Below are 22,785 nucleotides of genomic sequence, written 5' to 3' on the forward strand. Positions count from 1 at the left end.
ATTTAGCTCGACAGCCAATTAACTCATTGGCATATACTCCCACCCTCATCAACGCAGCTTGAGCTTGATGAGGCGAGCCACTCGCACCTTGGCCTCCAAGAGCGTTCATTTCAGCAACCCCGGTCCGCGCCTCGCGGACACAGGAGGGATCGATGCTGCATTCTGTGCTGTCAAAACTATCGCGCTCCAATGTAAAGAGTCTTGCCCAAGGCGCCCTGGTGCTCCTCTCCGCCGCCTCGGCGCTGATCGCGGCTCCGGCAGAGGGGAGCCGGCGGGGCGGCATCCAGACATTCGCCAGGACCCCGGCGAACCCCGGGTTCCCTGAGGGGATCGCGGTCGATGGCAATCGGGTCTATGTGTCTGGCCCGGCGACGTTCGGCACCGCGGGCAAGGGTCCGTCGAAGATCTTCGTCTATGGCACGAACAGCGAGGACCTGAAGAGCACCATCACGGTCGCGGGCGAGGCGCTCGACGCCGAGCATGCGCTGAGCTGCATCGCTGTCGACGGCCCGGGGCGGGTCTACGCGCTCAGCACGCAGCTCGGGCTGCTGCGCTTCACCAGGGCTGGACACGGATATGTCCAGCAGAGCTACGGCGCTCCGCTGCCGGACCTGCCGGCGTGCGCGGCGGCCGCGCCCGGAGAGGCGTGCTCGCCGACGCCCTTCGATCTACCGCCGATCCCGAACGACATCGCCTTCGACGAAGACGGCTATGCCTACGTGACCGATTCGTTCCAGGCGACGATCTTCCGCTATGCGCCCGGGGGCGGCGCGCCGGAGATCTGGTTCCAGAGCGAGGCGCTCGCCGGAGGAGGACCCCAGCCGTTCGGCGTGAACGGGATCCGGCTCGATCCGCTGCGCGAGCATGTCTACGTCTCGGTGACCTTCTCCCTGGCCGATCCGAGCGTGGGGGCCATCTACCGGATCCCCCTCGTCGACGCGCCCGACGAGGCCGATCTGGAGCTCGTCCACGAGTACGCCGGCGGCCAGGCGCCCGACGGGTTCGCGTTCGGGAGGTCGGGGAAGCTCTATGTCACGCTCGCCGGCACCAACGCGATCTCGGTGCTCGACGAGGACGGGGGCGAGGCGTCGCGCATCGAGAGCTCGCCCTGCGACGAGATTCCCCTCGACGCCCCCGCCAACGTCGCCTTCAACGACGCGAAGAGCACGCTGCTCATCGTGAACCACGCGCTCCTCAGCGGGAACGCGGACAACTTCGCGGTGCTGAAGGTCCCGGTCGGCGACAGGGCAGATCCGCTCGAGAAGCCGTGGCTCCCCTGAAGCGAGGCAGGCAGCCCGCGAGCGCGTGAGCGCGTGAGCGCGTGAGCGCGCGGCGCGACGGGGGGCGCCCCGGCCTCACGCGAGGCCGCTGCGCCGGCGCACGATCCAGTGCGCGCCGAGCGCGACGGCGGCCGCGAGCGTCCAGGCCCAAGGGGGCAGGAGCGGCGCGACGTGGCGCTCGGCCGCCACCTGCGTCGCGGCCGGCAGCGGCAACGAGCCGGCCGCGGCGGGGAGCACCGACGCGCCGCCCGTCGCGCGGGCGATCTCTTCCAGGCGGGCGACGTCGGGGCGCGGGTCGGCCCACTCGTCGCCGCCGCGCTCGCACGCGAAATCGCGCCGCGTCGTCGCCCCCTTCACGTCGCCGGCGGCGCCCGCGGCGGGGACGATCTCCACCGTGGCCGCATAGCCGCCGGGCTCGAAGCGGCCGGCCGCGAGCTCGACCGGCTCGCCGCCGTCGCCGACGCGGGCCGTCAGCGTGCGCACGACCGTGCCGCTGCCGAGGCGCGCGATCGTCACCCGGGCCTCGCCCCCCTGCCCGGCCAGCGGGCGCAGCACGAGCGTCGTCTCCTCGCCCGCGAGGCAGCCGCCGCGCGCCTCGATCGACGCGGGCTCGAAGCGCGGGTCGCGCATGAGCCAGCCGAGCAGGGCGTCCCAGAACGCGCCGTGCGCGCGGCCCGCGGAGCTCGAGGCGAAGGCGCTGAAGAGCAGGCGGTGGCTGCCGTCGATCGTCAGCGCGATCGTCCGGCCGCTCTCGTGCTCGCCCAGCGAGAGCACCGGCATCGGCGCGCCCGAGGCGGTCGTGCGCGTCGGGTGCGTCATCAGCACCGTCGCCCCGGGGAGCGGATCGCCGACCACGTTGGTGCCCGGCATCTCCGGCATCTCGTCGCCGATCAGCGCGAGCAGCGGCGCGAGCACCGGCGCGGCGCGTCCCGCGGCGGTGATGCGCGGCACGAAGGCGCCGAGGTCCACCTTGGGCGCGCGGCCGATGTCGAGATCGACCGGCAGCACGCGGGCGAGCCGCGTGCGCGCGTAGTTGCCCTGCACGAACGCGTTCGGGCCGCCCACCATGATGAGCCCGCCGCCCTTGTCGACGTACTGGGCCAGCGCCGGGAGGTGCTTGGTCAGGCCGTACGGCGCGGCGTCGAAGTCCTGCAGGACCACCGCGTCGAAGCTGGACAGGTGCACGCTGAAGAGCTCGTCCACCGGGAAGGGGATCAGCGCGAGCTCGTCGGACGCCGCGTTCACCTCGTCGCCCGGCGTGCGCAGGATGAAGAACGCGACGACGTCGACCGAGGCGTCGGCCTTGAGCCACATCCGCAGCGCGCGCACGTCGTACGTCGGCCGGCCCGCGACGTGGAGCACCCGGATGCGGTCGCGCGCGACGTCGAGGGTGATGTACCGGACGTCGTTCTCGGGGAGCTCGTCGCCGTCCGGCGCGTCGATCGCCACCTCGAGGATGCGCGTGCCCGCGCGGTCGAGCGTCACGCCGAGCTCGACCGTGCCGACGCCGCCCTCGACGTGCGCCGTGCCCGTCGCGAGCGTCGTGGGCGCGCCCTGCTCGCGCAGCTCGCGGGCGACGACCGGGACCGCGTCGCACTCGAGGCCGCCGCTGCACCCGATGTCGATCCGGAGCGAGAGCGGCTGGTGCGCGACCGCGGCGCCCGAGGTGCGGACCGCGCGGACGCCGGCGTCGCGCGCGGACTCTGTCGCCACCGCGACGGTGTGCACCGGGACGTCGAGCCCCTCGAGGGCGGCCCGCGTCGCCGCGGCGGTGTCGTCGGGGCCCGGGCGGTCGAGGCGGCCGTCGGAGACGACGACGAACGCCGACGGGCGCTCGTCGGCGGCGCGGGCGAGCGCCTCCAGCGCGGCGCTGAGGTCCGAGCGGCGCTGCGCTCGCGCCCGCGCCGGCGGGGCCGCGGCGGGCGCCGCCGCGCCTGCGTCCGCGCCCCCGGCCGGCGCCGCCGCGGCGCCCGCGCTCGCGGCGGCGCTCGCGCCCGGCGGCGGCGTCGTGGCGGCGGCCTCGTCCGGCGTCCGCGCGTCGGCTGGGACCGGCGCGCCCTCGCCGAAGAGGTAGCGGGAGAGCCGGACGTCGGCGCGCTTGCCGAGCTCGGCGAGCGCCTGCGCGGCGCTGTCGCGGCGGGTGCCCGCGAGGCCCGGCAGGTCCATGGATCGGGAGCCGTCGATCAGCACCACGACCTTCGGGCCCACGAGGCTGCCGCGCGAGGTGACCGCGACGGGGCGGAGGATGGCGGCGAGCAGGCCGAGCACGGCGAGCGCGCCCGTGAGCGCCGTACCGAGCGCCGCGCGCGCGGACGCAGCGCCGCCCAACGCCGTCGCGCCGCGGCCGCGGGCGCGGATGAGCTCGAGCAGGAGCAGCCCGAAGCTCAGCGCCGCGACGACGCACGCGACGGCGACGACCGGCGAGGAGAGATCGCCCGAGGGCGCGAGGCTCCGGGTCACGGCCGCTCCAGGGGCGCGGGAACAGGAGGGAACGCGGGAGAAGAGGGAGGCTCGCCGGCGGCGCCGGAGCGGGAGAGCAACAGCGCGAGCAGCGAGTCGAGGGCGCGCGGCACGGGCCGGAGCCTAGTACATCGAGGCGAGGCGTCCCACCCCGGCGCTCACCCGGCACATCGGGGCTGCGTGTCCCAGCAAAGCGCCGTCTCTGCGACCGCCGACAACCCTGGACGGCGCGGCCAACAACCTTGAAACGCCGCGCGCGCTCCGCGTACCCTCGGTTACCTGGCCCATGGTGCGCGACGAGCTAGGTGAGACGGAAGCGGTTCGGCTGAGGGCTGAGAATGCGGCGCTGCGGGCCCGCGTCGAGGCGCTGGAGAAGGCGCTGGCAGGCCGGTCCGACCGTCGCGCGCCGGCTCAGGATGACGGGGCGGCGCGAGGCGCGCCGGACGGCGGCGCGCCTCCGCGCCTGCTGGACGGCGCCGCGCCGCTGCGCCTGCTGGACGGCGCCGCGCCGGATGGCGCCGCGCCGGGCGAAGGCGCGCACGACGCGCCCGAGTGGCTGCCGACGGCGCTGCCGGCGGTGATCCGCTGGCGCCCCGACGGCACGGTGACGCGCTGGAACGAGGCCGCCGAGCGCATCTTCGGCTGGAGCGCGAGCGAGGCGCTCGGTCGCAAGCTCGCCGAGCTCGTCGCCGCGGATCCCGTGTCGCCAGCGGCGGCGCAGGCGTTCGAGTTCGCCCCCTCCGAGGGCCGGTTCGCCGCGGCTGCGAGCGAGGCCAGGACGAAGGACGGGCGCCCGCTCGCCTGCCGGTGGACCTACGCCGTGCTGCGCGATGAGCCAGGTGACGTGCGCGAGATCGCGGCGATCGTCGATGACATGAGCGACCGGCTGCGGCGAGAGCAGACCGTCCACGGACGGTACCAGATGCTCCTTCAGCTCGTGGACAACGCGCGCAGCTCGATCTTCGTCAAGGACATGGCGGGACGCTACGTCTTCGCCAACCGCGCTTATGCGCAGAGCCTGCAGAAGCACGTCATCGAGCTCATCGGCGCAGGCGATCTGGAGAGCGCCATCCCCCCCGAGGTCGCGGCGCTGCTCGCGGCGAAGGAGCGGGAGGTGATCGCGAGCGGTCAGGTCATGCAGTTCGAGGAGGTCCTCCCGTCCGGCGACGCGCCCCTTCATTTTTTCACGGTCAAGTTCCCGATCCACGACGAGCGGGGCGAGCCGATCGGCCTCGGCGGCATCGTGACCGAGATCACGTCGCTGAGGCGCGCGGAGGCCGAGCGGGCCGCGCTCCAGGAGACGATCATCGCCGCGCAGCAGGCCGCCCTCCGGGAGCTGTCCACGCCGCTCATCCCGCTCGCAGACCGGGTGGTGGCCATGCCGCTGGTGGGGGCGATCGACGGGGCGCGCGCGGAGCTCATCATGGAGACGCTGCTGGCCGGCATCAGCAGCCAGCGCGCCCACACCGCGATCCTGGACATCACCGGCGTGCGCGCCGTCGACACGCTCGTCGCCAACGCGCTGACGCGGACCGCGCGCGCCGCCCAGCTCCTCGGCACCCGCGTGGTGCTCACCGGCGTCCGCCCGGAGGTTGCGCAGACGCTGGTCACGCTCGGCGTGGATCTCGCCGGCATCACGACGCTGAGCACCTTGCAGAGCGGCATCGCTCACGCGCTCCGTCACGCCGGGCGGTAGCTCGCGCGCAGGTCGCCACTGCGGTGGCTCACCGATCAGCGCTCTTCCGTGAGGTACCGGAGGATCGCGGCCTCGTCGGTCGTGATCAGCCGCTCGATCCCGTCCTGCCTGGCGTAGCGCTGGATCTGCATCGCGCCGACGACGCTCTGCACGAGCACGCCGACCCTGCGGAACCCGCGCAGCCAGCGCGGCCGGATGCGCTCCAGGGCGGCTTCGAACGAGGGGTCGTTCCGGCCGGGAGCGGCGCGGACATCGACGAGGAGGGCATACCGCGAGCGGCCAAGTCCATCGAGGACACGGCAGAGCGTCGCCTTCACGGCCTCGAGCTCCTCGACGGAGGCGAACGGCCTGCTGGTGCGCACGTTCCAGACGATGCCCAGCGGCTCGTCGACGAGGACCGTGTAGTGGTCGTCCTGCCAGACCGTCCTCGGCGCGGGGGTGGGCTTCGGCGCGGGGGTGAGACGATCCGGCATGGTCAGCTCACGGCGCGCCGGGGTGCGCAGGCGAGGAGCGGGGCCGCCCGTCGTCCATGGCGCGGCGGCGCATCAGGAACGGCGCGTGGACCTGGTCGTCCTTGTAGTTCGAGCAGAGCACGTACATCGCGATGTTCACGGCGAGGCGGAACGCGCGCTCGCGCTGCGCCTCGCCCCCGGGCGTGACCTCGACGCTCGGGCCGCCGCCGTCGGAGCGGGCCAGCGCGCCGGAGAGATCGTGGTCGGAGAAGATCACCTGCGGCATGCCGCCGCGCACGATCGCCGAGAGCTTCTGCGGCCCCTCGACGCGGCCGACGGCGCGCGGGAGGAGGTAAAACGAGCGGAAGACGACGTTCTCGGTGCCGATGGGGATCGGCGAGCCCTCCGGCAGGACACGGGCGAGCTCGCGCCGCGCGGCGCGGCCGAAGGCGCCGCTCCCCGGGGAGAAGTCGTCGACGAACAGGACGCCGCCGAGCGCGAGGAAGCGGCGCAGGCCGAAGACCTCGCGCTCGGTGAGCGGCGGGAGGTCGCCCTCGCCGCCCCAGAGCGCGAACGGCTCGGCGAGCAGCGCGGGGTCGTCGGCGCGCACGGTGGTCGGGTTGCGACGCGCGGGCGCGCTCGTCCGGCGCTCCAGCTCGAACGACCAGCGCGCCGGCGCCGTGGCGCGCACGCCCTCCCAGCGCGCGTTGCCCGTGAGCAGCGGCCGCGGGTTCCACGCCCCCTCCTCGCCGAAGGCGCGCACGGGGCGCGGGATCGCCGAGAGGAGCAGCGCCGACACCAGCACCAGCGCCGCGGCGCCGAGGCGGCGCGGCCGCAGCGCGCCCTCGAGGCCGATCCGCCGGTTCAATCGAAGTCCTCGACCCGCCATACGCCCGCCTCGCGCCGGAGCTTCACCTCGTGCCCGCCAGGTATCTGGACCGTCGCGGTGTCGCCGGCAATCTTGACCTCGAGGCCCTCGGGCTGGGCGAGCCCCTCGACGAGCGAGCGGAGGTCGCTCTCGATGGCGCTGCGCGTGGCCGGCGTGAGCACGCGCAGCAGGCCGGCGTAGCTGCGGCGCGCGAGGACGCGGCGGAGCTGCTCGAGGGCCTGCTCGGGGGTGCGACCGCCCGCGGGCAGCGCGTCGGCGGCCGAGATCCGGAAGGCGCGCTCGCGGTCGTCGAGCTCGAGCGTCGCGATCTCGCCGTCGGGGTAGCGGACGCGGGCGCGCGTCTTGATGACCACCCCGGGCGCCGTGACGCTCCTGGCCTGCTCGGCCAGCTCGGCCCGCGCCTCGGCCACGCGCCGCCGCACCTCGTCGCGCGACATCGCGGTGCGGCTGCGCTCGCTGAGCATCCCGTGGATGGCGTCGGCGTCGCCGCGCGCGGCCGCGTCGGCGTAGGCCTGCACCGCCTCCTTCGGGTCGGGGAGCGAGGACGACGCGCAGGCGAGGCCGGAGAGCGGCGCGAGGAGCGCGAGCAGCGAGGGGAGGGCGCGCGGCACGGCCGGGAGCGTAATACATCGGCGGCGGCGCGTCCCAGCGCCGTGGAGGAGCGCGGCGACCCGCGAGGGGCCCGGCCGTGGTAAGGCGGCTCCGCCGAAGGGCGGCTCCTCCCGCGCATCGACGACGTCCACACCCGAAGAGACCCGAAGAGGCCATCGCCGCATGACCGACGTTGTTGGAAAGCTCTGGGGGTTCTGCCACACGCTCCGTCACGACGGCATCGACCACGGGGACTACATCGAGCAGATCACGTACCTGCTCTTCCTGAAGATGGCCGCCGAGCGCGGCCTCGACCTCTCGCGCGTCGAGCGCACGACGCCCCTCGGCGCGGTCGAGACGACGGACTGCTCCTGGCCGGCGCTGCGCGCGAGGAGCGGGCGAGCGCTGCTCGACCGGTACGCCGAGGTCCTCCGGGCCCTCGAGGCGGCCCCCGGCGTCCTCGGCGAGATCTACGCGGGCTCGCAGCCGCGCTTCAAGAGCCCGGCGAACCTCGGGCGCCTCGTCGACCTCATCGACGAGATCGAGTGGACGGGCCTCGGCGTGGACATCAAGGCCGCGGCGTACGAGGGCCTCCTGGAGAAGGCCGCCGCCGAGGGCAAGAAGGGCGCGGGGCAGTACTTCACGCCGCGCGCGCTGATCCAGTCGATCGTGCGGTGCATGCGGCCCGATCCGCGGGGGAAGCCGGGCTTCGCCGTGTGCGACCCGGCGTGCGGCACCGGGGGGTTCCTCGTCGCCGCCTGGGAGTGGCTCGAGGCCGAGGCGGGGGGCGCGCTCGATCCGGAGACGGCGGGCCGGATCAAGGCCGGGGCGTTCTTCGGCCAGGAGCTCGTCGCGCGGCCGCGCCGGCTCGCCCTCATGAACCTGGTCCTCCACGGCATCGCGCCGCGGATCGCCCTCGGCGACGCGATCGACGCCCCGCCGCCCCGCGAGCGGTTCGACGTGGTCCTGACGAACCCGCCGTTCGGCACCAAGGGCGGGCACCGGGCGCCCGACCGCGCGGACTTCGCTGTCGCGACAGCGAACAAGCAGCTCAACTTCATCCAGCACGCGCTGACGATCCTCGGGCCCGGCGGCCGGGCGGCGATGGTCCTGCCGGACAACTGCCTGTTCGCGGACCAGGCGGGCGAGGTGTTCGAGGTCCTCGCGGAGGGCTGCGATCTGCACACGGTGCTCCGCCTGCCGCGCGGGACGTTCACGCCGTACAGCCCGGGCGTGAAGGCCAACGTCGTCTTCTTCACGAAGGGCCGCGCGACGGAGCGGGTCTGGATCTACGACGCGCGGACGGGCGTGCCCTCGATCACGAAGAAGAGCCGGCCGCTCTCGCCGGCGCACTTCGCGGAGTTCGAGCGGTGCTACGGCGACGACCCCCACGGGCGGGCGCGGCGCGAGGCGGGAGCGTCGCGGGAGGGCCGCTTCCGCAGCTTCGAGCTCCGCGAGATCCAGGAGCGGGAGTTCAAGCTCGACGGGTTCAAGTGGCTCAAGGAGGAGTCGCTCGACGACGCGGGCGAGCTGCCCGAGCCGGAGGAGCTGGCGAGCGACGCGATCCAGGAGCTCGAGGAGGCGGTCATCGCGCTGAACCGCGTGCTCGCGCTGCTCGAGGGCGGGACGAAGGCGGCGGAGGCGTGAGCGGGCGCCTGCCAGAAGGGTGGGCGGAGACGACGCTCGCGGCGATCTGCGCGCACCGGAGCGGGAGCTCGAAGCTCATCAAGGGGAAGCTCCACGCCGCGTGGCGGCCCGGGCGTTACCAGGGGTTCAGCGCCTCGGGGCCCGACGTGTGGTGCGACGGCTGGGAGCACGAGGGCGAGGCGCTCGTCGTCTCCGCGGTGGGGACGCGGTGCGGGAAGGCGTTCAGGGCGCGCGGGCGGTGGTCGGCGATCGCGAACACCTATGTGGTCTGGCCGGACCCGCGGGCCATCGATCTCGACTACCTGTTCCTCCACCTCAACAACGAGGATTTCTGGGTGAAGGGCGGCTCCGCGCAGCCGTTCGTGAAGGTGCGCGAGACGCTCGAGCGCCCCTTCTGCCTGCCTCCCCTCCCCGAGCAGCGCCGCATCGTCGCGAAGGTCGAGGCGCTGCTCGCCGAGGTGAGCGCGGCGAAGGCGCGGCTGGCCAGGGCGTCGCTCGTCCTCAAGCGGCTCCGGCAGGCCGTGCTGGCGGCGGCGTGCTCGGGGAGGCTGACCGAGGACCTCCGCGCGTCGGTCGCCGCGCCACGAGCGGCCGGGCCGGCGGAGACCGCGCCGGGCGCGGCGTCGGGGTCGGACGGCGACGAGGGGTCGAGGCGTCGCCTGCCCGCGTCATGGGTCGTGTGCCCGTTCGGGGCCCTGGTGGACAACCACGATGGCGGCCGGGTGCCGGTGAAGTCCGCCGATCGAGCGCGGCGCCGGGGGCCGTATCCGTATTACGGAGCGTCGGGGATCATCGACTATATCGACGGGTACCTGTTCGACGGAGACTACCTGCTCATCGCCGAGGACGGCGCGAATCTCCTGTCCAGGACCACCGCGGTGGCGTTCCCGGCGCGCGGGAGGTTCTGGGTGAACAACCACGCTCATGTCGTCCAGCCGAAGGCCGGCGTGTCCCTCGGATACCTCGAGATGCTCCTGAACTCGCTCGATCTGCAGCACCACGTGACCGGCTCCGCGCAGCCGAAGCTCACGCAGGCGGCGCTCAACGGCATCCCTGCTCCGGTGCCCCCGGCAGAGGAGCAGGCGGAGATCGTGCGCCGCTCGCAGGCGCTCTTCGCGCTCGCCGACGCCATCGAGGAGCGCGTGGCCATGGCAAGGGCGCGGGCCGACAAGCTCCCTCAGGCCATCCTGGCCAGAGCGTTCTCGGGCGAGCTGGTCCCCACCGAGGCGGAGCTGGCCCGCGGCGAGGGCCGGGACCACGAGCCGGCGGAGGTGCTGTTGCGCCGCGTGCGGGGTGAGGCGGCGGCGCCCGATCGCGAGCCGAGCGCGACCCCGGCGTGACCGCGCGGCTAGGCGCTCGTCTTGCGCGTCCCGAGCGCCATCATCGCGTCCCAGAACATCTTCTCATAGGCCTGGAAGAGCCTCGTCGTGCGGCGGATCGCCCGGGGCTCCACGCCGCGGTCCAGCCCGTCTTGCACGATCGCGATCGCGGTGTCCTCGAACGACGGCAGCGCCGCGAACGCGTCCAGAAAGGCGGTGTGCTCCGGGCCGAAGCCGTACCGGTCGCGCAGCGCGCTGGCCATCCTGCCGCAGTTGAACCCCCAGGCAGGGAAGTTGATGAGCAGGGCGCACGCGATCTCGGCCGCAGAGGCGTTGGCCGCCGCCCAGGCCATCTGGGTCGCGTAGGCGAACCCCTCCGGGGTGACCTCGTACCGATCCAGGTCGTCGCTCGTCATGCCGAGCTTCTGGCCGATGGCGGCGATCCCGCCCGGCGCCGCGAGCTCGCCCTGGAGGACGCCGCTCCAGAAATCGCGCCATGGCGTGTCCGCGAAGCGCTGGAGCATCATCGCCATCGAGCGCAGATCGCTGAGCGCCACGTGGTGCTGGTGGCCCGGAAAGGCCTTCAGCCCGTCGAGCGTGACCTCGCCCCGCGCGATGGCGTCCGGATAGGGGTGAGCCCTCAGCTCGTCGTCGATGCGACGGAGCTCCTCGCGAATGTCCTTCACCAGCGCGGCCGCGGCCTTCATGGATGCCTCCTCCCGATCGGGCGCCATCCTACACCCGCGTCGCCGCCGAGATCACGAGCCTCGCAGCGCGCTACCCGCCGGCGCGCGGGCTCGCTTGCGCCTCCCGCGCCCGCGCGATGATCGTGCCGCAGACCTCCTGGGCCGACCAGCCCTCCGCCAGCCAGCGCAGAGGGATGCTGTGGGCGCGGTCGTCCTCGCGGATCGACAGCGCGACTGGCCTGGCCGGGGGCTGCATCTCCACGGCCTCGACGCGATCGAGCAGCACCGTGACCTCCCGCGCAGCGCGGAACGGATGAATCGACGGGAAGGTGATCGACCGAGGGCCAAGGAGGATCCGGAACTCCTTCAGGGCGGCGAGGCGCGCTGCGCCGACGAGCCCGAGCGCGCACAGGGCCCCTGACAGGAGCGCCAGCACCGCGTAGAAGACGTCGGCGCCCCCGCGCTCGAGAGGGATGATCCCGTTCAGGATCAGGCCCCTGTCGTTCGTCAGGGCCCGGTGGGCGAGGACCGCCGCGCAGGCCGCGAAGAAGAGGGCGCTCAGGAGGAGCACCCCGTAGGGACGACGGAGCGGTATCTCCAGGGCGTCGCCCCCCGCTTCATTGCTCGGCTTCAACGATACTCCCCTTCGCCGGCGGAGGCCGCCTCGAGCAGCCGCGCAACGAGCAGCTCCGCGTCGAGGGCCGCCTGGTGCTCGGTCAAGAGCAGCGTGTCGCCGTCCCGGTGGGCGGCGACCCAGGGCAGCGCGCGCGCGTCGCCGATCACCTTGTCCCGGCTGCCGAGGAGGATGAAGACACCTCGCCCGTCAGGGCCCGTCGCGAGCGACACGCCGCGAATCAGGGCGGCGGGGATGGACACCGGAGCCCCGTTGGCGGTGAGGCGAACGGCATCTGCCGAGATCCCCTCGAGGCGGACGGACTGGCCGTGTCGGGGATCGCGGAAGACGGCGACGTCACGCCGGAGAGCGAGGGCGACGCCGGACGCGCCGGCGCCATAGAGGAGCCAGGCAGGCCACACGATCGGCGCGCCGAGCGCAGCCCCCCACAGCCCGCCGCCCGCGACGAGCGCGGCGGCCACGACGCAAAGGCCCACGCCGATCCGGATGCGCCGGATCGTGCCGAGCTCCTCGACCGAGATCCCCACCGCCATGACCGCCAGCGCGGCGACGCCCGGCCCCGCCGGAGAGGCGAGGAAGGAAAGGACGCCCTTCGGTCCGGGCGGCGTCATGCACGCGAGGGCCGCACAGGCGAGCCCGATGAACATCGCGCGCGCCTGGAAGCTGACAGGGATGCGGAGCACGAGGAAGGGAGGATCATGAAATCCGGGTGACTCCGGGCTGTCAAGGCCCGCAGCCCTGCCCCCGTCCCTCGCGCATCGAACTCCGCTGCTCCCGGGCCGCGGTCAGGCCCTCTCCGGCGCGCGCTCGCTGGCGCAGTAGCGCTCCACCCACGCGACGAGACGGCGGTTGTAGAACACCCGGTGGCTCGGCTTGCCGTTCTCGGCGAGGTGGTGGTCGCCGCCGGGGAAGCGGATGAACTCGACGGGGGCCCTGCCCGAGCGCACGAGCGCCGCGAAGAGCTCCTCCGACTGGCCGATGGGACAGCGATGGTCCTCCTCGCCGCACAGGATCAGGGTGGGTGTCGTGGCCTCACCGGCCCAGGTCACCGGCGAGAGCTCGCTGTAGCGCTCGCGCTCGTCGAACGGCTCCAGATCGTCCGGCTCGAAGCGGCGCACAGGGCGTTGTCGCATGCGTACAGGAAGGTTGACCGAGAGGCGCGCTGTCGCGCGGAGGTCGTCCGGCGGCTCAGCCGGGCTGCGCGAAGAAGCGGGCGTTGATCTCCCGGTAGTGGCGCCACTCGGGCGGCAGCTCGTCCTCGTCGAAGATGGCGTCCACCGGGCACTCGTCCTCGCAGGCGCCGCAGCCGATGCACGACTCCGGATCGATGTAGAGCTGGAGCCGCGCGAGCCGCGTCTCCCGCTCTTCCTGCGGGATGCGCGCGATCTCGTCGGGCGAGAGCGGCCCGTGGATGCACTCCACAGGGCAGACGGAGACGCAGGCGGTGTCGCAGGTGGCGACGCACGGCTCGGCGATGACATGGGCCATGAGGGTTCCTTTCCGCGACGCGGTCGTCGCCGCGCCGCCTCTTCGGGCTTCGGCGTTCAGCGTCCGGTCGTCACCGAGGGCTCAGCACGGCGCATGCCCGCGGCCGGAGCGGCGTTTCCGGCGCCCGCGCGGCCCTTGTGCGGCCCGGGCAACGCTCCTACGGTGCCGCGCAACGCCATCTCGGTGGCCTCGCTCCGCGCACGATGACCGCCCCCGCCGATCGCGCCCTGCTCCTGCTCGCCGACCTCGGCGAGGCCTCGGCGCGCGCGCACACCGAGGCGACGCTCGTCCCCGCGGTCAGCGCCGTGCTCGCGCGCCACCTCCCGCTCCGGCGGCTCGATCTCCACCGCGGCGCGGGCGCGCCGGGCGCGCCGGAGGTCCGGCGCGGCGCGGGCGGCGACGCGGTCGCCGTCTTCGCGCTCCGCGACGCGGAGGGCGCCGTCGGCTGCGCCACGATGGCGCTCGGCGAGGGCGCGGCGCTCGACCTCTCGCCGGCCCTGCTCGAGGCCATCGGCCGGCTGCTCGCCGTGGCGCTCCGGCAGGTCCAGGTCCTCGGGCGCGTCGCGGCGATCGCGCGCCGCGCGCAGGGCGAGAAGCGGGCGCTGCGGGAGGAGCTCGATCGCGTCGCGCTGCCGAGGGAGGTGGTCGCGGCGAGCCCGGCGATGCGGGCGATCTTCCAGGAGATGGTGCCGCTCGTCGCCCGGCAGGACACGACCGTGCTGGTGCGCGGCGAGACCGGGACCGGCAAGGAGGTGATCGCGCGCCGCATCCACGCGCTGTCGCGCCGCGCAGAGCGGCAGTTCCTCGCGGTCAACTGCGGCGCCCTGCCCGAGGGGCTCGTCGAGAGCGCGCTCTTCGGCCACGAGCGCGGCGCGTTCACGGGCGCGGCGGCGCGGCACCTCGGGCTGTTCGAGCGCGCGAGCGGCGGGACGCTGCTGCTCGACGAGGTCGGCGAGCTGCCCAGGGCGGCGCAGGCGAAGCTCCTGCGCGTGCTCCAGGAGGGCGAGGTCGAGCGCGTCGGCGGCGAGGGCACGGTGCGCGTCTCTGTGCGGGTGATCGCCGCGACGCACCGGCCGCTCGAGGACATGGTCGCGAGCGGGGCGTTCCGCGAGGACCTGTATTACCGGCTCCAGGTGTTTCCGATCGTCGTCCCCCCGCTGCGGGAGCGGCCCGGGGACCTGGAGGCGCTCACGCGCGTCATCGTGGACAAGGTCGCGGCGAGCTTCGGCCGGGCGCCGCCGCGGGTGAGCGCGGAGGCGATGGCGCGCCTGCGGGCGCACGACTGGCCGGGCAACGTGCGGGAGCTGGAGAACGTGATCGAGCGGTCGATGGTGATGTCGACCGGCGACGAGCTCATCCTGTCCGCGCCGCTCGCCGCCGCGCCGCGCGCGGCAGGGCGCGCGCTGACGTACCGGGAGGCGGCGCAGCGCTGCATCGAGGAGGCGCTGCGGGCCTCGGGCGGCAAGATCTACGGGGAAGACGGGGCGGCCGCGGCGCTCGGGCTGAAGCCGACGACGCTGCAGAGCAAGATGCGGAAGCTCGGGATCCGGAGGGAGGGCGGCGAGAAGGGCTGACTCGACGCCGGCGCCCCCGGGCATCGAGCGACCGGACGGTCCTCGATACGGCCGCTTCAGCGCGCGGCGACGGCGAGCCGCTCGATGACGCGCACGCCGCGCTGCGGAGGCCAGTGGCGCGCGGCCCAGTCCACCGCCGACTCGTCGGAGAGCACGCGGAAGCCGGCGCGCGCGAGGAGCTCGTGCATGGCGTCCCGGGTGAGCGGCGCGCGGATGGCCTCGCCCAGCGAGCGAAACGCGCCCCGGAGCAGGCGATCCGACCAGGCGGGGAGATCGTCGTCGGGGAACATGCCGTAGGTGAGCGCGATGCGGCTCCCTGGCGCGGAGAGCGCCGCGGTGAGGCGCAACGTCGCCTCGATCGCCTCCCGCGTCAGGTAGACGGCCACGCCTTCCCAGATCCAGAACGTGGGCTCGGCCGGGCGGAAGCCGGCCGAGAGGAGCGCCTCGTCGAGGCGATCTCGCTCGAAGTCCACCGGCACGCGCGCGAGCCCGCCGGCCTTGAGCTCCGGCGCGGCCGCGCCGCCGCCGCCGCGCGCGAGCGCCGCCAGCCGCTCGGCCTTGTAGCGCTGCGAGCTCGGGTGATCGACCTCGAAGACCTGGACGCCCGCGAGCTCGGGCAGGCGCATCGCGCGGCTGTCGAGGCCGGCCCCGAGCACGACGAGCTGGGATGCGCCGCGCGCGACGGCCTCGCGGAGGGCGTCGTCGATCGCGCGGGTGCGGAGCGCGACGTGGTAGGGCAGGCCGAGCAGGGCGAGGCCGAGCCCGCGGTGGACGGCGCTGGCGGCCGCCGGGGAGCCGCCCGCCAGCGCGAGCGCGCGCGCCGGGAGCGAGAGCGGCCACGGGACGAGGCGGACCGCGAGCGGGTCGGGCGCCAGGCGGTAGGGCTCGGGCATCTCGGTGTAGAGCGCCCGCAGCGCAGCGACGAGGGAGGCGGTGAGGCTTGGGCGTTGGGCTCGCACGAGGGTGCCTTGGTTCGCTGTGTGCCGCCCGGGATCGGCCGCGGCGGAGCCCCAGCGTACATGCCACGTCGACGGCGCGCCCGTGGTGTCGTCATTCAGTCACGCGTCGTCGGTCGTCGCTGTTCACACTCCGCGCGTCGGCGCGCTGTCGCCGCGGGAGATCCGGGGCGCGGAGGGCCGCAAGCGCGGCGCCACACCGGATGCACCGGTTCTTGCTTGCCACGCGGCCGCGGGCCGATAGCGCCGCAGTGACGTGTCGAGAAGTTAACGGCTGCCCTTCGCGTGAAGTGCGGGGCTGCATTCATTGTTCATTCTTCAGGAGTGTCGAGCATGAGAGGGAATCTGGCTCGCGGAGCGATGGTCATCTTGCTTGCCCAGTGCATGCTGGGATGCGGTGACGATCCGGCTCCCGGTGGCACGGCGTCGTCGAGCGCCTCGACGGGCAGCAGCGGTGGCAGCGGTGGCAGCGGGGGCGACGGCGGCCACGGCGGCGATGGCGGCCACGGCGGCGATGGCGGCCATGGCGGTGACGGCGGCCATGGCGGTGACGGCGGCCATGGCGGCGACGGTGGCCATGGCGGCGACGGCGGCGATGGCGGCGGCGACGACGCCATCGCGTGGACTCCCTGCCCGCTCTTCACCGACGGCACCGGCGAGGACGCCGAGTGCGCCGAGATCCCCGTCCCGCTCCACTGGGACCAGCCGGAAGGCAAGGCCATCACCTTCTTCGTCAAGCGGAAGCTCGCCGCGACGCAGCCGAGCCGCAGGCAGCTCTGGCTCCTGAACGGCGGGCCGGGGGGCTCAGGCGCCGACTTCGAGCCCCTCGTGCAGCTCCTCGCTGGCGTCGATCCGACGCTCGACATGTACATGCCGGACCACCGCGGCACGGGCCGCTCGAGCCGCCTCGGCTGCGCGGCGGGGGAGACGCCGGAGAGCGAGGGCGGCAGCTACCTCACCGACGCCGAGATGGCCGCCTGTCTACCGGCGATCGAGGCCGAGCTGGGCGACGACATCAAGGGGTTCACCGTCACGAACGCCGCGCGCGACGTCGGCGAGACCATCGCGCGGACGCGCGCCCCGGGCGGCGAGGTCCTCGTCGTAGGCGGCTCCTACGGGACGATCTGGGGTCACCGCTATCTCCAGCTCTACCCCGACCAGCCGACGGCCGTGTCGCTCACCGCGCTGGCCGTCAACGCGAAACTCTCGGACATCGATGGTTGGCTCAACGACCTCGGCCAGCGGTTCATGGGCCTCTGCGGCGCCGACCCGTCCTGCTCGGACAAGCTCGGCGCCGACCCGTGGGCGACGATGACCGAGACCCTGGATGCGTTCGATGAGGGGGCCTGCCCCGAGGTGGCCGCGCTCGGCTATGACCGGCAGATCCTCCAGGCGCTGTTCGCGCAGTTCCTCTATCAATGGGCGCCGCGGCCGCTCATCCCGGCGCTGACGTACCGGCTGGGTCGGTGCTCTCCCACCGACGTCGCCGCGTTCACCCACCTCGCGGGGGTCGTGCTCGCGCCCCTCCCCGAGCCGCTCTCGGCGAGCATGCGGTTCTTCTCCCCGGTGCTCCGCAACAACATCATGCTGTCGGAGCTCTGGGCCGACCCGCCTCCGCCCGTGTCCGAGATGCAGGAGTTCCTCGCGCAGGCCAACGTGGCCATCGGGGTGACGGACGACGCCGCCGCGCTCCACGAGAGCTGGCCGCGCTACACGCCCGACGCGTACGCAGGGCAGTGGGCCACGACGAGCGTGCCCCTGCTGCTGCTTCACGGGGAGCTCGACTTCATCCCGAGCGCGGTACCGGAGGCCGTCGAGAGCCACTTCACCGGCCCGAACCAGACCCTGGTGATGCTGCCGCGGGCCCCCCACGGCGTCGAGAGCCCGACCGATCTCATGGGCGGCTCGTGCGACATGGATCTCCTGGTCCAGTTCCTCGCCGCTCCCGAGGCGCCCCTGGACACGTCGTGCACGGAAGAGGTCCTGCCCCTGGATTTCAGCGTCGCTCCGGGGCTGAGCGCCGCCTACCTCGGCACCGAGGACGCCTGGGAGGGCGATCCGGGGGCAGAGCGGCGCGCGCCTCGCGCGCCCTCGCCCGAGCAGGAGCGCACGATCGCGCGCGTTCGCGAGGCCCTGCGCGACGCGCGCAGCCGCGCCCTGCCCCGGCCGCTGCTCCCCTGACCGGCTCACCGCGCGCGGATCGGCAGGGGCCCGCTCGGACCTGCTAGGCTGGCCGGCGTGCGCGAGACACCTCCGGAAGCGTGCGTCCTCCTGTTCGAGGGAGGCTCTGCCCACGGCCCCAACGGGGTATTCGGCGCGTGGACTCTCACGGTCGACGCGGCGGGCGCGCTGACGATAGGCGGTCAGGTGCTCGGGCGCGACGTGGCGCCTCGCTCCGCGGCGCTCTCGCCCGGCGAGCGGCAGGCGCTCGCGAGCGTCCTCGATGGCCTCTCCTCGGTGCCCTCCCGGCGCTCGACCCGCATGGGCATCCCCGACGAGAGCATGCTCCACATCACCGCGGCCACGCCTGCAGGCCCGACGACGCTCCAGCTCTGGCACCGCGAGGCGCGGACCGTGCCGCCCGTCGCGGCGCTGCTCCGCTGGATCGACGCCATCATCGCGACGCACGCAGGCCACGCCGCCGCGCTCGCGTGAGCGGCCGACGCGAGGCCCCGCCGCGCTGACAGCCGGCCAGCCTGCAGGGCGCCTGGCCCCGGAAGAACGGCTCCCGGGACGCGGCGAGTTCTGCTAGAAGGAGTCGGCCGCGCCGAGCGCTCGTCATGACACCCCGGCGCGAGCAGCAAATCCTTAAAATTACTGGCCATTTCACCGCGCTGCGGCAGCGCGCAGCCCCCGTGAACGGGCCGATTACCCTCGAGTGTCAACATGACTTTTCATCGTGAGACCGCGCGCTTCACCCTGGTCGGTATCTCCTGCCTGGCGCTCGCCGCCGCGGCCGCGGGCTGCGTGGGCAGCTCGGACGGCGGCTCGGATACGGGAGGCGCCGGCGGCAGCGGCGGCAGCGGCGGCAGCGGCGGCGCCTCGAGCGTGAGCTCGGGCGCTGGCAACCCCTCCTCCGGCAGCACCAGCAGCGGCAACCCCGGCAGCACCACGACCACCGGCAGCGTCAACCCCAGCACCACCACCAGCACGGCCACGGGGACGCCCGGCACGACGAGCACCACGTCGAGCACCGGCGCCGGGACGCCGACGGGCGCGTGCCCGCCGAGCGCGACGTTCTGCTCCGACTTCGAGGGGGCCGGGCTCCCCGAGGGCGCGACGTACCGCCCGTCGTACCAGGCGGCAGATGCGCTGAAGAACATGGAGATCGACGCGTCGACCTTCCACTCCGGCTCGAGCTCGCTGCACGTGAAGCCCGGCATGAGCGGCTACGACTGGCGGATGCTCTCTGTCCCGGCGCCCGGGTCGAAGTTCTGGGTGCGGCTCTACGTGCGCAGCAGCGTGGATATCGGCCAGTCCGATCACAACGCCTACTTCCAGGCGATGACGGGCGACGGCGATCCGAACGCGGGCGACAACGTCGAGGTCGCCGAGCAGTACTGCCAGATCGTCCTGAACCTGCACGACGATGTCGTCCTGCCCGAGGGCGGCGACTTCCGGTGCGGCAGCGGCGGCGCGAACCTCCCGAAGGACCAGTGGCACTGCATGGAGGCCTATTTCGACGGCGCCCAGGGCGACGTCCAGGTCTACGCCAACGGCACCAAGATCATCGACAAGACCGGCTGGAAGAAGCTCGACTTCAAGACGTTCAGCTTCGGCTACCTCGGCTTCCACGGCCCCGCGCGGTCGATGTGGTACGACGACGTGGCGGTCGCGCCGGAGCGGATCGGCTGCGCCCCCTGACGCGCCCGGCGCCGGGGCGCCGACGGCGCCCCGGCGGTTCAATCCCTCTCTCCTGATCACCGCATCAGAAGCTGACGTGCAGGCCGATGGCCCCCGCGCCGATCACGGGGGTCAGCGCCGCGCGCGGGCTCGCCGTCGCGTCCCGTGAGGGCAGCATCAGCAGGCCGGCGAGGCCGACGCCGGCGCCGACGGCGAGGGCCGCGAAGCCGACGTTGGAGACGTTGGCCAGCGTCCTGGCCGTGCTCAGATCGCCGCGCCGGCTCGGGGGGCAGCGATCGTCCGCGCACACCTCGGCGAGCGCGCCGGACCTCGCGAGCGTGAGGGCGCCCGCGACCGCGCCGACCATCAGGCCGGCCGCGCCGACGCTGAACCCCATCGCCATCAGCGTCCTCCCGGCGCCGTCCGCCGGCGCCCCCGGCGGCGCCGCCGTCGCGCGCGGCGCGAGCGCGGCCCGCGGCGCGCCTGCGACCGCCGGCGCGTCCTCCAGCGCCGGGATGGTGACGACGATCGACGCGCGCTCGGGCGGCACGTCCACCGCCGTGGACCACGCCTTCTTCCCCGGCGCCGCCGCGGCGACGCGGTGTCGGCCCGGATCGATGGGGAACGGCGCGTTCAGGGCGGCGCCGCTCAGCGGCTCGCCGTCGAGCGTGAGGCGCAGGCTCGCGGGCGGCGCATCCATCCTGATCTCGATCCGCGCGATCCGCCGCTCCAGCGCGGCGCGCTCGGCGCGCGCGAACGCCGCGCGCTCCGCCGGGCCCTCGCGCCGCGCGATCTCCTCCACCGAGCCGAGCTCGGCCCACGCCGTCGCGAGCATCCCCACCTTCTCGTGACAGACGGCGAGGTTGAGGAGCGTCCCGGGCTTCGGCTCGAGGCGATGGCTCTCCTCGAACTTCGCGCAGGCCTCGGGGTACTGTCCCTGTTTGAAGAGGTCTCGCCCCTGCCAGAAGAGCGCCTCCGCCATGGGCTTGACCGCGCCCTGCGCGCGCTGGCCGGACGCCGCGCCGGAGAGCGTGACGGCCCCGAGCAGCGCGCCCGAGCCGAGGAACAGGAGCCCTCTCTTCATCTCTCTGACCCACCCACGTCGGACTCAATCCCGCTGATCGAGGATCCTGTCGAGGTGACCCCGGCTCGGGGCCCCGTCGCGCGGGGCGCCGGCGCCCCGCCGCGGCGCCGGCAGCGCCGACAGGCTCACGTCCATCGCGCGATCCCGGTCCGGGATGAGCTGCACGCTCGCGTCCTCGAAGCCCGGCTTCCTCAGGACCAGCGCGACAGGCTCGCTCCCGCGGGGCAGCGCGATCGGCGCGCCGGAGCTCCCGACCCTCCTGTCGCCGATCCAGACGCTGGCGTCCGCGGGCCGGGTCGTGAGCCGCACCGTGGCCGTCTCCGCCGGCGCGGCCGTCAGCGGCTCCGCCGTCGCGGCGGGGGGCGGCGCGGGGGTCACGGGCGGCTCCGGCGGCTCGCGCGCCTCCTGCGGCGCGGCGGGGGCGGAGGCGAGCGCCATGGCGCTCGTGCCGCCGAGCAGCGGGAGCCCCGAGGGGCGCTCGATGGCCCACACCGACGTCGCGGCGACGAGCCCCGCGGCGGCCGCGGCGACGAGGTTCCGGCGCCTCACCGCTGCCGGCCGCGCGACGGACGCGCTGGGCGCCTCGATCGCCGCCACCTCGGACGACGACGGGGGCCGGCCGCCCGGGTCCGCTCCGCGCCGCGCGTCCACGGCGCTCGCGGGCGGCCCCGACCACGGCACGGTCGACGCGTCGGCAGCGCTGGATGTCGGCCCGGGCGCGCGCTCGGTGTCCGGGAGCGTGGAGCTCGGGAGCGTGGAGCTCGCAGGCGCGGCCGACGGCTCCGACGCGGGGCCCGCGCCGGCCTCCGAGCGGCGGTCCGGATCCCAGCTCTCCTCGGTCGCCTCGGGCCCCGTGACGACGGCGGAGCCCGTCGTCAGCGTGGTCGTGTCCTCGCTGGCCGGTATCCCCCTCCCCGGGGTCCACGTCGCGCTCACGCGCCCCCCGTCGCCCGTCGGCGACGTCGCGCTCTCCGGGGTCCACGTCGCGCTCACGCGCCCCTCGCCGCCCGTCGGCGACGTCGCGCTCCCCGGGGTCCACGTCGCGCTCACCGGCCCCTCACCGCCCCTCCCCGAGGCCGCGCTCCCCGGGGGCCGCGCCCCGCTCGCGCGCCCGTCGTCGCCTGTCGCCGCCGGCATCTGCCCCGAGGCCCACGTCGCGCTCGCGCTCGCGGGCGCCGCGCCGGGCACCTCCCGCGCGCCGCCCCGCGCGAGGCCGATCCGCCGGGCGACCTCCAGCAGGTCGGCCACCGCCTTGCTCGCGCTCTGGGGCCTGTCGCCCGCGCGCTTCTCGAGCATCGCGAGCACCGGCAGGTCGAGCTCGCGCGGCAGATCGGGGCAGACGCTCGACATCCGCGGCGGCGGGTCGGACGCGTGCTTGCACATCACATCCACCGCGGACTCCCCGGTGAACAGCGACTTCCCTGTCAGCATCCTGTGGATCATCACGCCCAGCGCGTAGATGTCCGCGGGCGGCCCCGTCCTCTGGCCGCGCGCCTGCTCCGGCGCCATGTACTGCGGCGTGCCCAGCACGACACCCGTGCTCGTCATCTCCGAGCCCTCGCCGTCCGCGAGCTTCGCGATGCCGAAGTCGAGCAGCTTCGGGAACCACGTCCCGTCGCGCTCCGCCGCGAGGAAGACGTTGTCGGGCTTCAGATCGCGGTGCGTGATCCCCGCCTCGTGGACGGCGTCGAGCGCGTCGGCGATGCCGCGCACGATGGGGACGAGGGTCGGGAAGGGCAGCCGCCGCCGCCGCCGGCACAGCTCGCCGAGCGTCATGCCGTCGAGCAGCTCCATCACGAAGTAGTGCCGCTGGAGCCCCGGGAGCAGGCCGAAGGAGAAGATATCGATGATGTTGCGCTGGCGGATCCTGTTCACCGCGCGCGCCTCGGCGACGAACCGCGCGACCGCCTCCGGCTGCGCGGCGAACCGCCGGTTCAGCACCTTGATCGCGACCTTCTTGCCGATCAGCGGGTGCTCGCCCGCATACACCTCTCCGAACGTGCCCGCGCCGAGCTTCCGGTCGATGCGGTACTCGCCGACCATCGTGTTCGTCTCGAGGAGCGGCTCGGCGGGGAGGCACATCTCCGCCGGCAGCAGCGGACTTCCATCGGCCGCGCACGACGTGACCTCCTCACTGTACACCGCACCACACCGGGGGCAGGTCGCCATACGAAGCCAATGAAGCT

The 22,785-nt window shown here is 74.1% G+C and carries 21 protein-coding genes; 8 read left to right on the forward strand and 13 right to left on the reverse strand.

The features are described 5' to 3' along the window. Window positions 1-152: 152 nt before the first annotated feature. A complete protein-coding gene (locus tag WME76_RS26790) occupies window positions 153-1,280 on the forward strand; it encodes an SMP-30/gluconolactonase/LRE family protein (RefSeq protein ID WP_437955120.1) in 1,128 nt (375 codons plus the stop codon). 75 nt (window positions 1,281-1,355) lie between these two features. Here the strand turns inward: WME76_RS26790 and WME76_RS26795 are convergent, their stop codons facing one another. Next, window positions 1,356-3,740, reverse strand: coding sequence for a glutamine amidotransferase (locus tag WME76_RS26795; RefSeq protein WP_437955121.1), 2,385 nt, complete (start codon window positions 3,738-3,740; stop codon window positions 1,356-1,358). A gap of 286 nt (window positions 3,741-4,026) precedes the next feature. Between WME76_RS26795 and WME76_RS26800 the strand changes: the two genes are divergently transcribed. Beyond that, window positions 4,027-5,436 carry a PAS domain-containing protein gene (locus WME76_RS26800; protein ID WP_437955122.1) on the forward strand — a complete coding sequence of 470 codons (1,410 nt, stop codon included), beginning with the start codon at window positions 4,027-4,029 and terminating at the stop codon, window positions 5,434-5,436. A 35-nt stretch (window positions 5,437-5,471) separates the two neighbouring features. Here WME76_RS26800 and WME76_RS26805 read toward each other — a convergent pair whose 3' ends face one another. From WME76_RS26805 to WME76_RS26815, 3 genes are read right to left on the reverse strand one after another with little or no spacing between them, the layout of a single operon-like run. Continuing rightward, on the reverse strand, window positions 5,472-5,909 hold the full coding sequence (locus tag WME76_RS26805; protein ID WP_437955123.1) for a hypothetical protein: 438 nt from the start codon (window positions 5,907-5,909) through the stop codon (window positions 5,472-5,474). A gap of 7 nt (window positions 5,910-5,916) precedes the next feature. Then, the gene (locus tag WME76_RS26810) at window positions 5,917-6,756 is read right to left on the reverse strand and encodes a DUF4159 domain-containing protein (RefSeq protein WP_437955124.1); all 840 of its coding nucleotides are present in this window, start codon (window positions 6,754-6,756) and stop codon (window positions 5,917-5,919) included. Beyond that, window positions 6,753-7,388, reverse strand: a complete 636-nt coding sequence (locus WME76_RS26815; RefSeq protein WP_437285031.1) for a hypothetical protein — start codon at window positions 7,386-7,388, stop codon at window positions 6,753-6,755. The genes WME76_RS26810 and WME76_RS26815 overlap by 4 nt, the downstream gene beginning before the upstream one ends. A 163-nt stretch (window positions 7,389-7,551) precedes the next feature. Between WME76_RS26815 and WME76_RS26820 the strand changes: the two genes are divergently transcribed. Continuing rightward, window positions 7,552-9,015 carry a type I restriction-modification system subunit M gene (locus WME76_RS26820; protein ID WP_437955125.1) on the forward strand — a complete coding sequence of 488 codons (1,464 nt, stop codon included), beginning with the start codon at window positions 7,552-7,554 and terminating at the stop codon, window positions 9,013-9,015. After that, window positions 9,012-10,355 (forward strand): restriction endonuclease subunit S, encoded by a 1,344-nt coding sequence (locus tag WME76_RS26825; protein ID WP_437955126.1) that lies wholly within the window; start codon window positions 9,012-9,014, stop codon window positions 10,353-10,355. The genes WME76_RS26820 and WME76_RS26825 overlap by 4 nt, the downstream gene beginning before the upstream one ends. An 8-nt stretch (window positions 10,356-10,363) precedes the next feature. On the opposite strand, the gene WME76_RS26830 is transcribed toward WME76_RS26825, so the two are convergent. From WME76_RS26830 to WME76_RS26850, 5 genes are all read right to left on the reverse strand, one after another. After that, complete coding sequence (locus tag WME76_RS26830; RefSeq protein WP_437955127.1) at window positions 10,364-11,041, reverse strand: hypothetical protein; 678 nt, start codon at window positions 11,039-11,041, stop codon at window positions 10,364-10,366. Between the two features lie 70 nt (window positions 11,042-11,111). Beyond that, window positions 11,112-11,654 (reverse strand): hypothetical protein, encoded by a 543-nt coding sequence (locus WME76_RS26835; RefSeq protein WP_437955128.1) that lies wholly within the window; start codon window positions 11,652-11,654, stop codon window positions 11,112-11,114. Then, window positions 11,651-12,337, reverse strand: a complete 687-nt coding sequence (locus WME76_RS26840; RefSeq protein ID WP_437955129.1) for a hypothetical protein — start codon at window positions 12,335-12,337, stop codon at window positions 11,651-11,653. The genes WME76_RS26835 and WME76_RS26840 overlap by 4 nt, the downstream gene beginning before the upstream one ends. A gap of 102 nt (window positions 12,338-12,439) precedes the next feature. Continuing rightward, on the reverse strand, window positions 12,440-12,787 hold the full coding sequence (locus WME76_RS26845) for an alpha/beta hydrolase family protein (RefSeq protein WP_437955130.1): 348 nt from the start codon (window positions 12,785-12,787) through the stop codon (window positions 12,440-12,442). 55 nt (window positions 12,788-12,842) lie between these two features. Next, window positions 12,843-13,142, reverse strand: a complete 300-nt coding sequence (locus WME76_RS26850) for a 4Fe-4S dicluster domain-containing protein (protein WP_437955131.1) — start codon at window positions 13,140-13,142, stop codon at window positions 12,843-12,845. A 203-nt stretch (window positions 13,143-13,345) separates the two neighbouring features. Here WME76_RS26850 and WME76_RS26855 point away from each other — a divergent pair, with 203 nt between their 5' ends. Continuing rightward, window positions 13,346-14,716, forward strand: a complete 1,371-nt coding sequence (locus tag WME76_RS26855; RefSeq protein WP_437955132.1) for a sigma-54 interaction domain-containing protein — start codon at window positions 13,346-13,348, stop codon at window positions 14,714-14,716. Window positions 14,717-14,772: 56 nt separating this feature from the next. Here WME76_RS26855 and WME76_RS26860 read toward each other — a convergent pair whose 3' ends face one another. Continuing rightward, window positions 14,773-15,675 (reverse strand): class I SAM-dependent methyltransferase, encoded by a 903-nt coding sequence (locus WME76_RS26860; RefSeq protein WP_437955133.1) that lies wholly within the window; start codon window positions 15,673-15,675, stop codon window positions 14,773-14,775. 357 nt (window positions 15,676-16,032) lie between these two features. On the opposite strand from WME76_RS26860, the gene WME76_RS26865 reads away from it, so the two are divergent. Together WME76_RS26865 and WME76_RS26870 are read left to right on the forward strand one after the other, a co-directional pair. Then, complete coding sequence (locus WME76_RS26865; protein ID WP_437955134.1) at window positions 16,033-17,853, forward strand: alpha/beta hydrolase; 1,821 nt, start codon at window positions 16,033-16,035, stop codon at window positions 17,851-17,853. A 57-nt stretch (window positions 17,854-17,910) separates the two neighbouring features. Next, window positions 17,911-18,327, forward strand: coding sequence for a hypothetical protein (locus WME76_RS26870; RefSeq protein WP_437955135.1), 417 nt, complete (start codon window positions 17,911-17,913; stop codon window positions 18,325-18,327). Window positions 18,328-18,566: 239 nt separating this feature from the next. Here the strand turns inward: WME76_RS26870 and WME76_RS26875 are convergent, their stop codons facing one another. Next, on the reverse strand, window positions 18,567-18,995 hold the full coding sequence (locus WME76_RS26875; RefSeq protein ID WP_437955136.1) for a hypothetical protein: 429 nt from the start codon (window positions 18,993-18,995) through the stop codon (window positions 18,567-18,569). Between WME76_RS26875 and WME76_RS26880 the strand changes: the two genes are divergently transcribed. Then, window positions 18,994-19,536: a hypothetical protein gene (locus WME76_RS26880; RefSeq protein ID WP_437955137.1), complete on the forward strand. Its 543-nt coding sequence runs from the start codon at window positions 18,994-18,996 to the stop codon at window positions 19,534-19,536. The two genes, WME76_RS26875 and WME76_RS26880, sit on opposite strands and share 2 nt — an antisense overlap. Window positions 19,537-19,600: 64 nt before the next feature. Here WME76_RS26880 and WME76_RS26885 read toward each other — a convergent pair whose 3' ends face one another. Continuing rightward, window positions 19,601-20,599, reverse strand: a complete 999-nt coding sequence (locus tag WME76_RS26885; RefSeq protein ID WP_437955138.1) for a tetratricopeptide repeat protein — start codon at window positions 20,597-20,599, stop codon at window positions 19,601-19,603. 24 nt (window positions 20,600-20,623) lie between these two features. Further along, window positions 20,624-22,768, reverse strand: a complete 2,145-nt coding sequence (locus tag WME76_RS26890) for a protein kinase domain-containing protein (protein ID WP_437955139.1) — start codon at window positions 22,766-22,768, stop codon at window positions 20,624-20,626. Window positions 22,769-22,785 lie beyond the last annotated feature (17 nt).

The organism is Sorangium sp. So ce119 (assembly GCF_051524405.1).
Lineage (GTDB): Bacteria > Myxococcota_A > Polyangia > Polyangiales > Polyangiaceae > Sorangium > Sorangium cellulosum_G.

Bases quoted from the DNA above. Each gene is read 5' to 3' on its own strand.
- WME76_RS26880 (WP_437955137.1), top strand. From the start codon at position 18,994: ATGGAGATCGACGCGTCGACCTTCCACTCCGGCTCGAGCTCGCTGCAC.
- WME76_RS26890 (WP_437955139.1), bottom strand. From the start codon at position 22,768: ATGGCGACCTGCCCCCGGTGTGGTGCGGTGTACAGTGAGGAGGTCACG.
- WME76_RS26855 (WP_437955132.1), top strand. From the start codon at position 13,346: ATGACCGCCCCCGCCGATCGCGCCCTGCTCCTGCTCGCCGACCTCGGC.
- WME76_RS26805 (WP_437955123.1), bottom strand. From the start codon at position 5,909: ATGCCGGATCGTCTCACCCCCGCGCCGAAGCCCACCCCCGCGCCGAGG.
- WME76_RS26800 (WP_437955122.1), top strand. From the start codon at position 4,027: ATGGTGCGCGACGAGCTAGGTGAGACGGAAGCGGTTCGGCTGAGGGCT.
- WME76_RS26830 (WP_437955127.1), bottom strand. From the start codon at position 11,041: ATGAAGGCCGCGGCCGCGCTGGTGAAGGACATTCGCGAGGAGCTCCGT.
- WME76_RS26850 (WP_437955131.1), bottom strand. From the start codon at position 13,142: ATGGCCCATGTCATCGCCGAGCCGTGCGTCGCCACCTGCGACACCGCC.
- WME76_RS26820 (WP_437955125.1), top strand. From the start codon at position 7,552: ATGACCGACGTTGTTGGAAAGCTCTGGGGGTTCTGCCACACGCTCCGT.
- WME76_RS26790 (WP_437955120.1), top strand. From the start codon at position 153: ATGCTGCATTCTGTGCTGTCAAAACTATCGCGCTCCAATGTAAAGAGT.
- WME76_RS26845 (WP_437955130.1), bottom strand. From the start codon at position 12,787: ATGCGACAACGCCCTGTGCGCCGCTTCGAGCCGGACGATCTGGAGCCG.
- WME76_RS26875 (WP_437955136.1), bottom strand. From the start codon at position 18,995: ATGTTCTTCAGCGCATCTGCCGCCTGGTACGACGGGCGGTACGTCGCG.
- WME76_RS26865 (WP_437955134.1), top strand. From the start codon at position 16,033: ATGGTCATCTTGCTTGCCCAGTGCATGCTGGGATGCGGTGACGATCCG.
- WME76_RS26885 (WP_437955138.1), bottom strand. From the start codon at position 20,599: ATGAAGAGAGGGCTCCTGTTCCTCGGCTCGGGCGCGCTGCTCGGGGCC.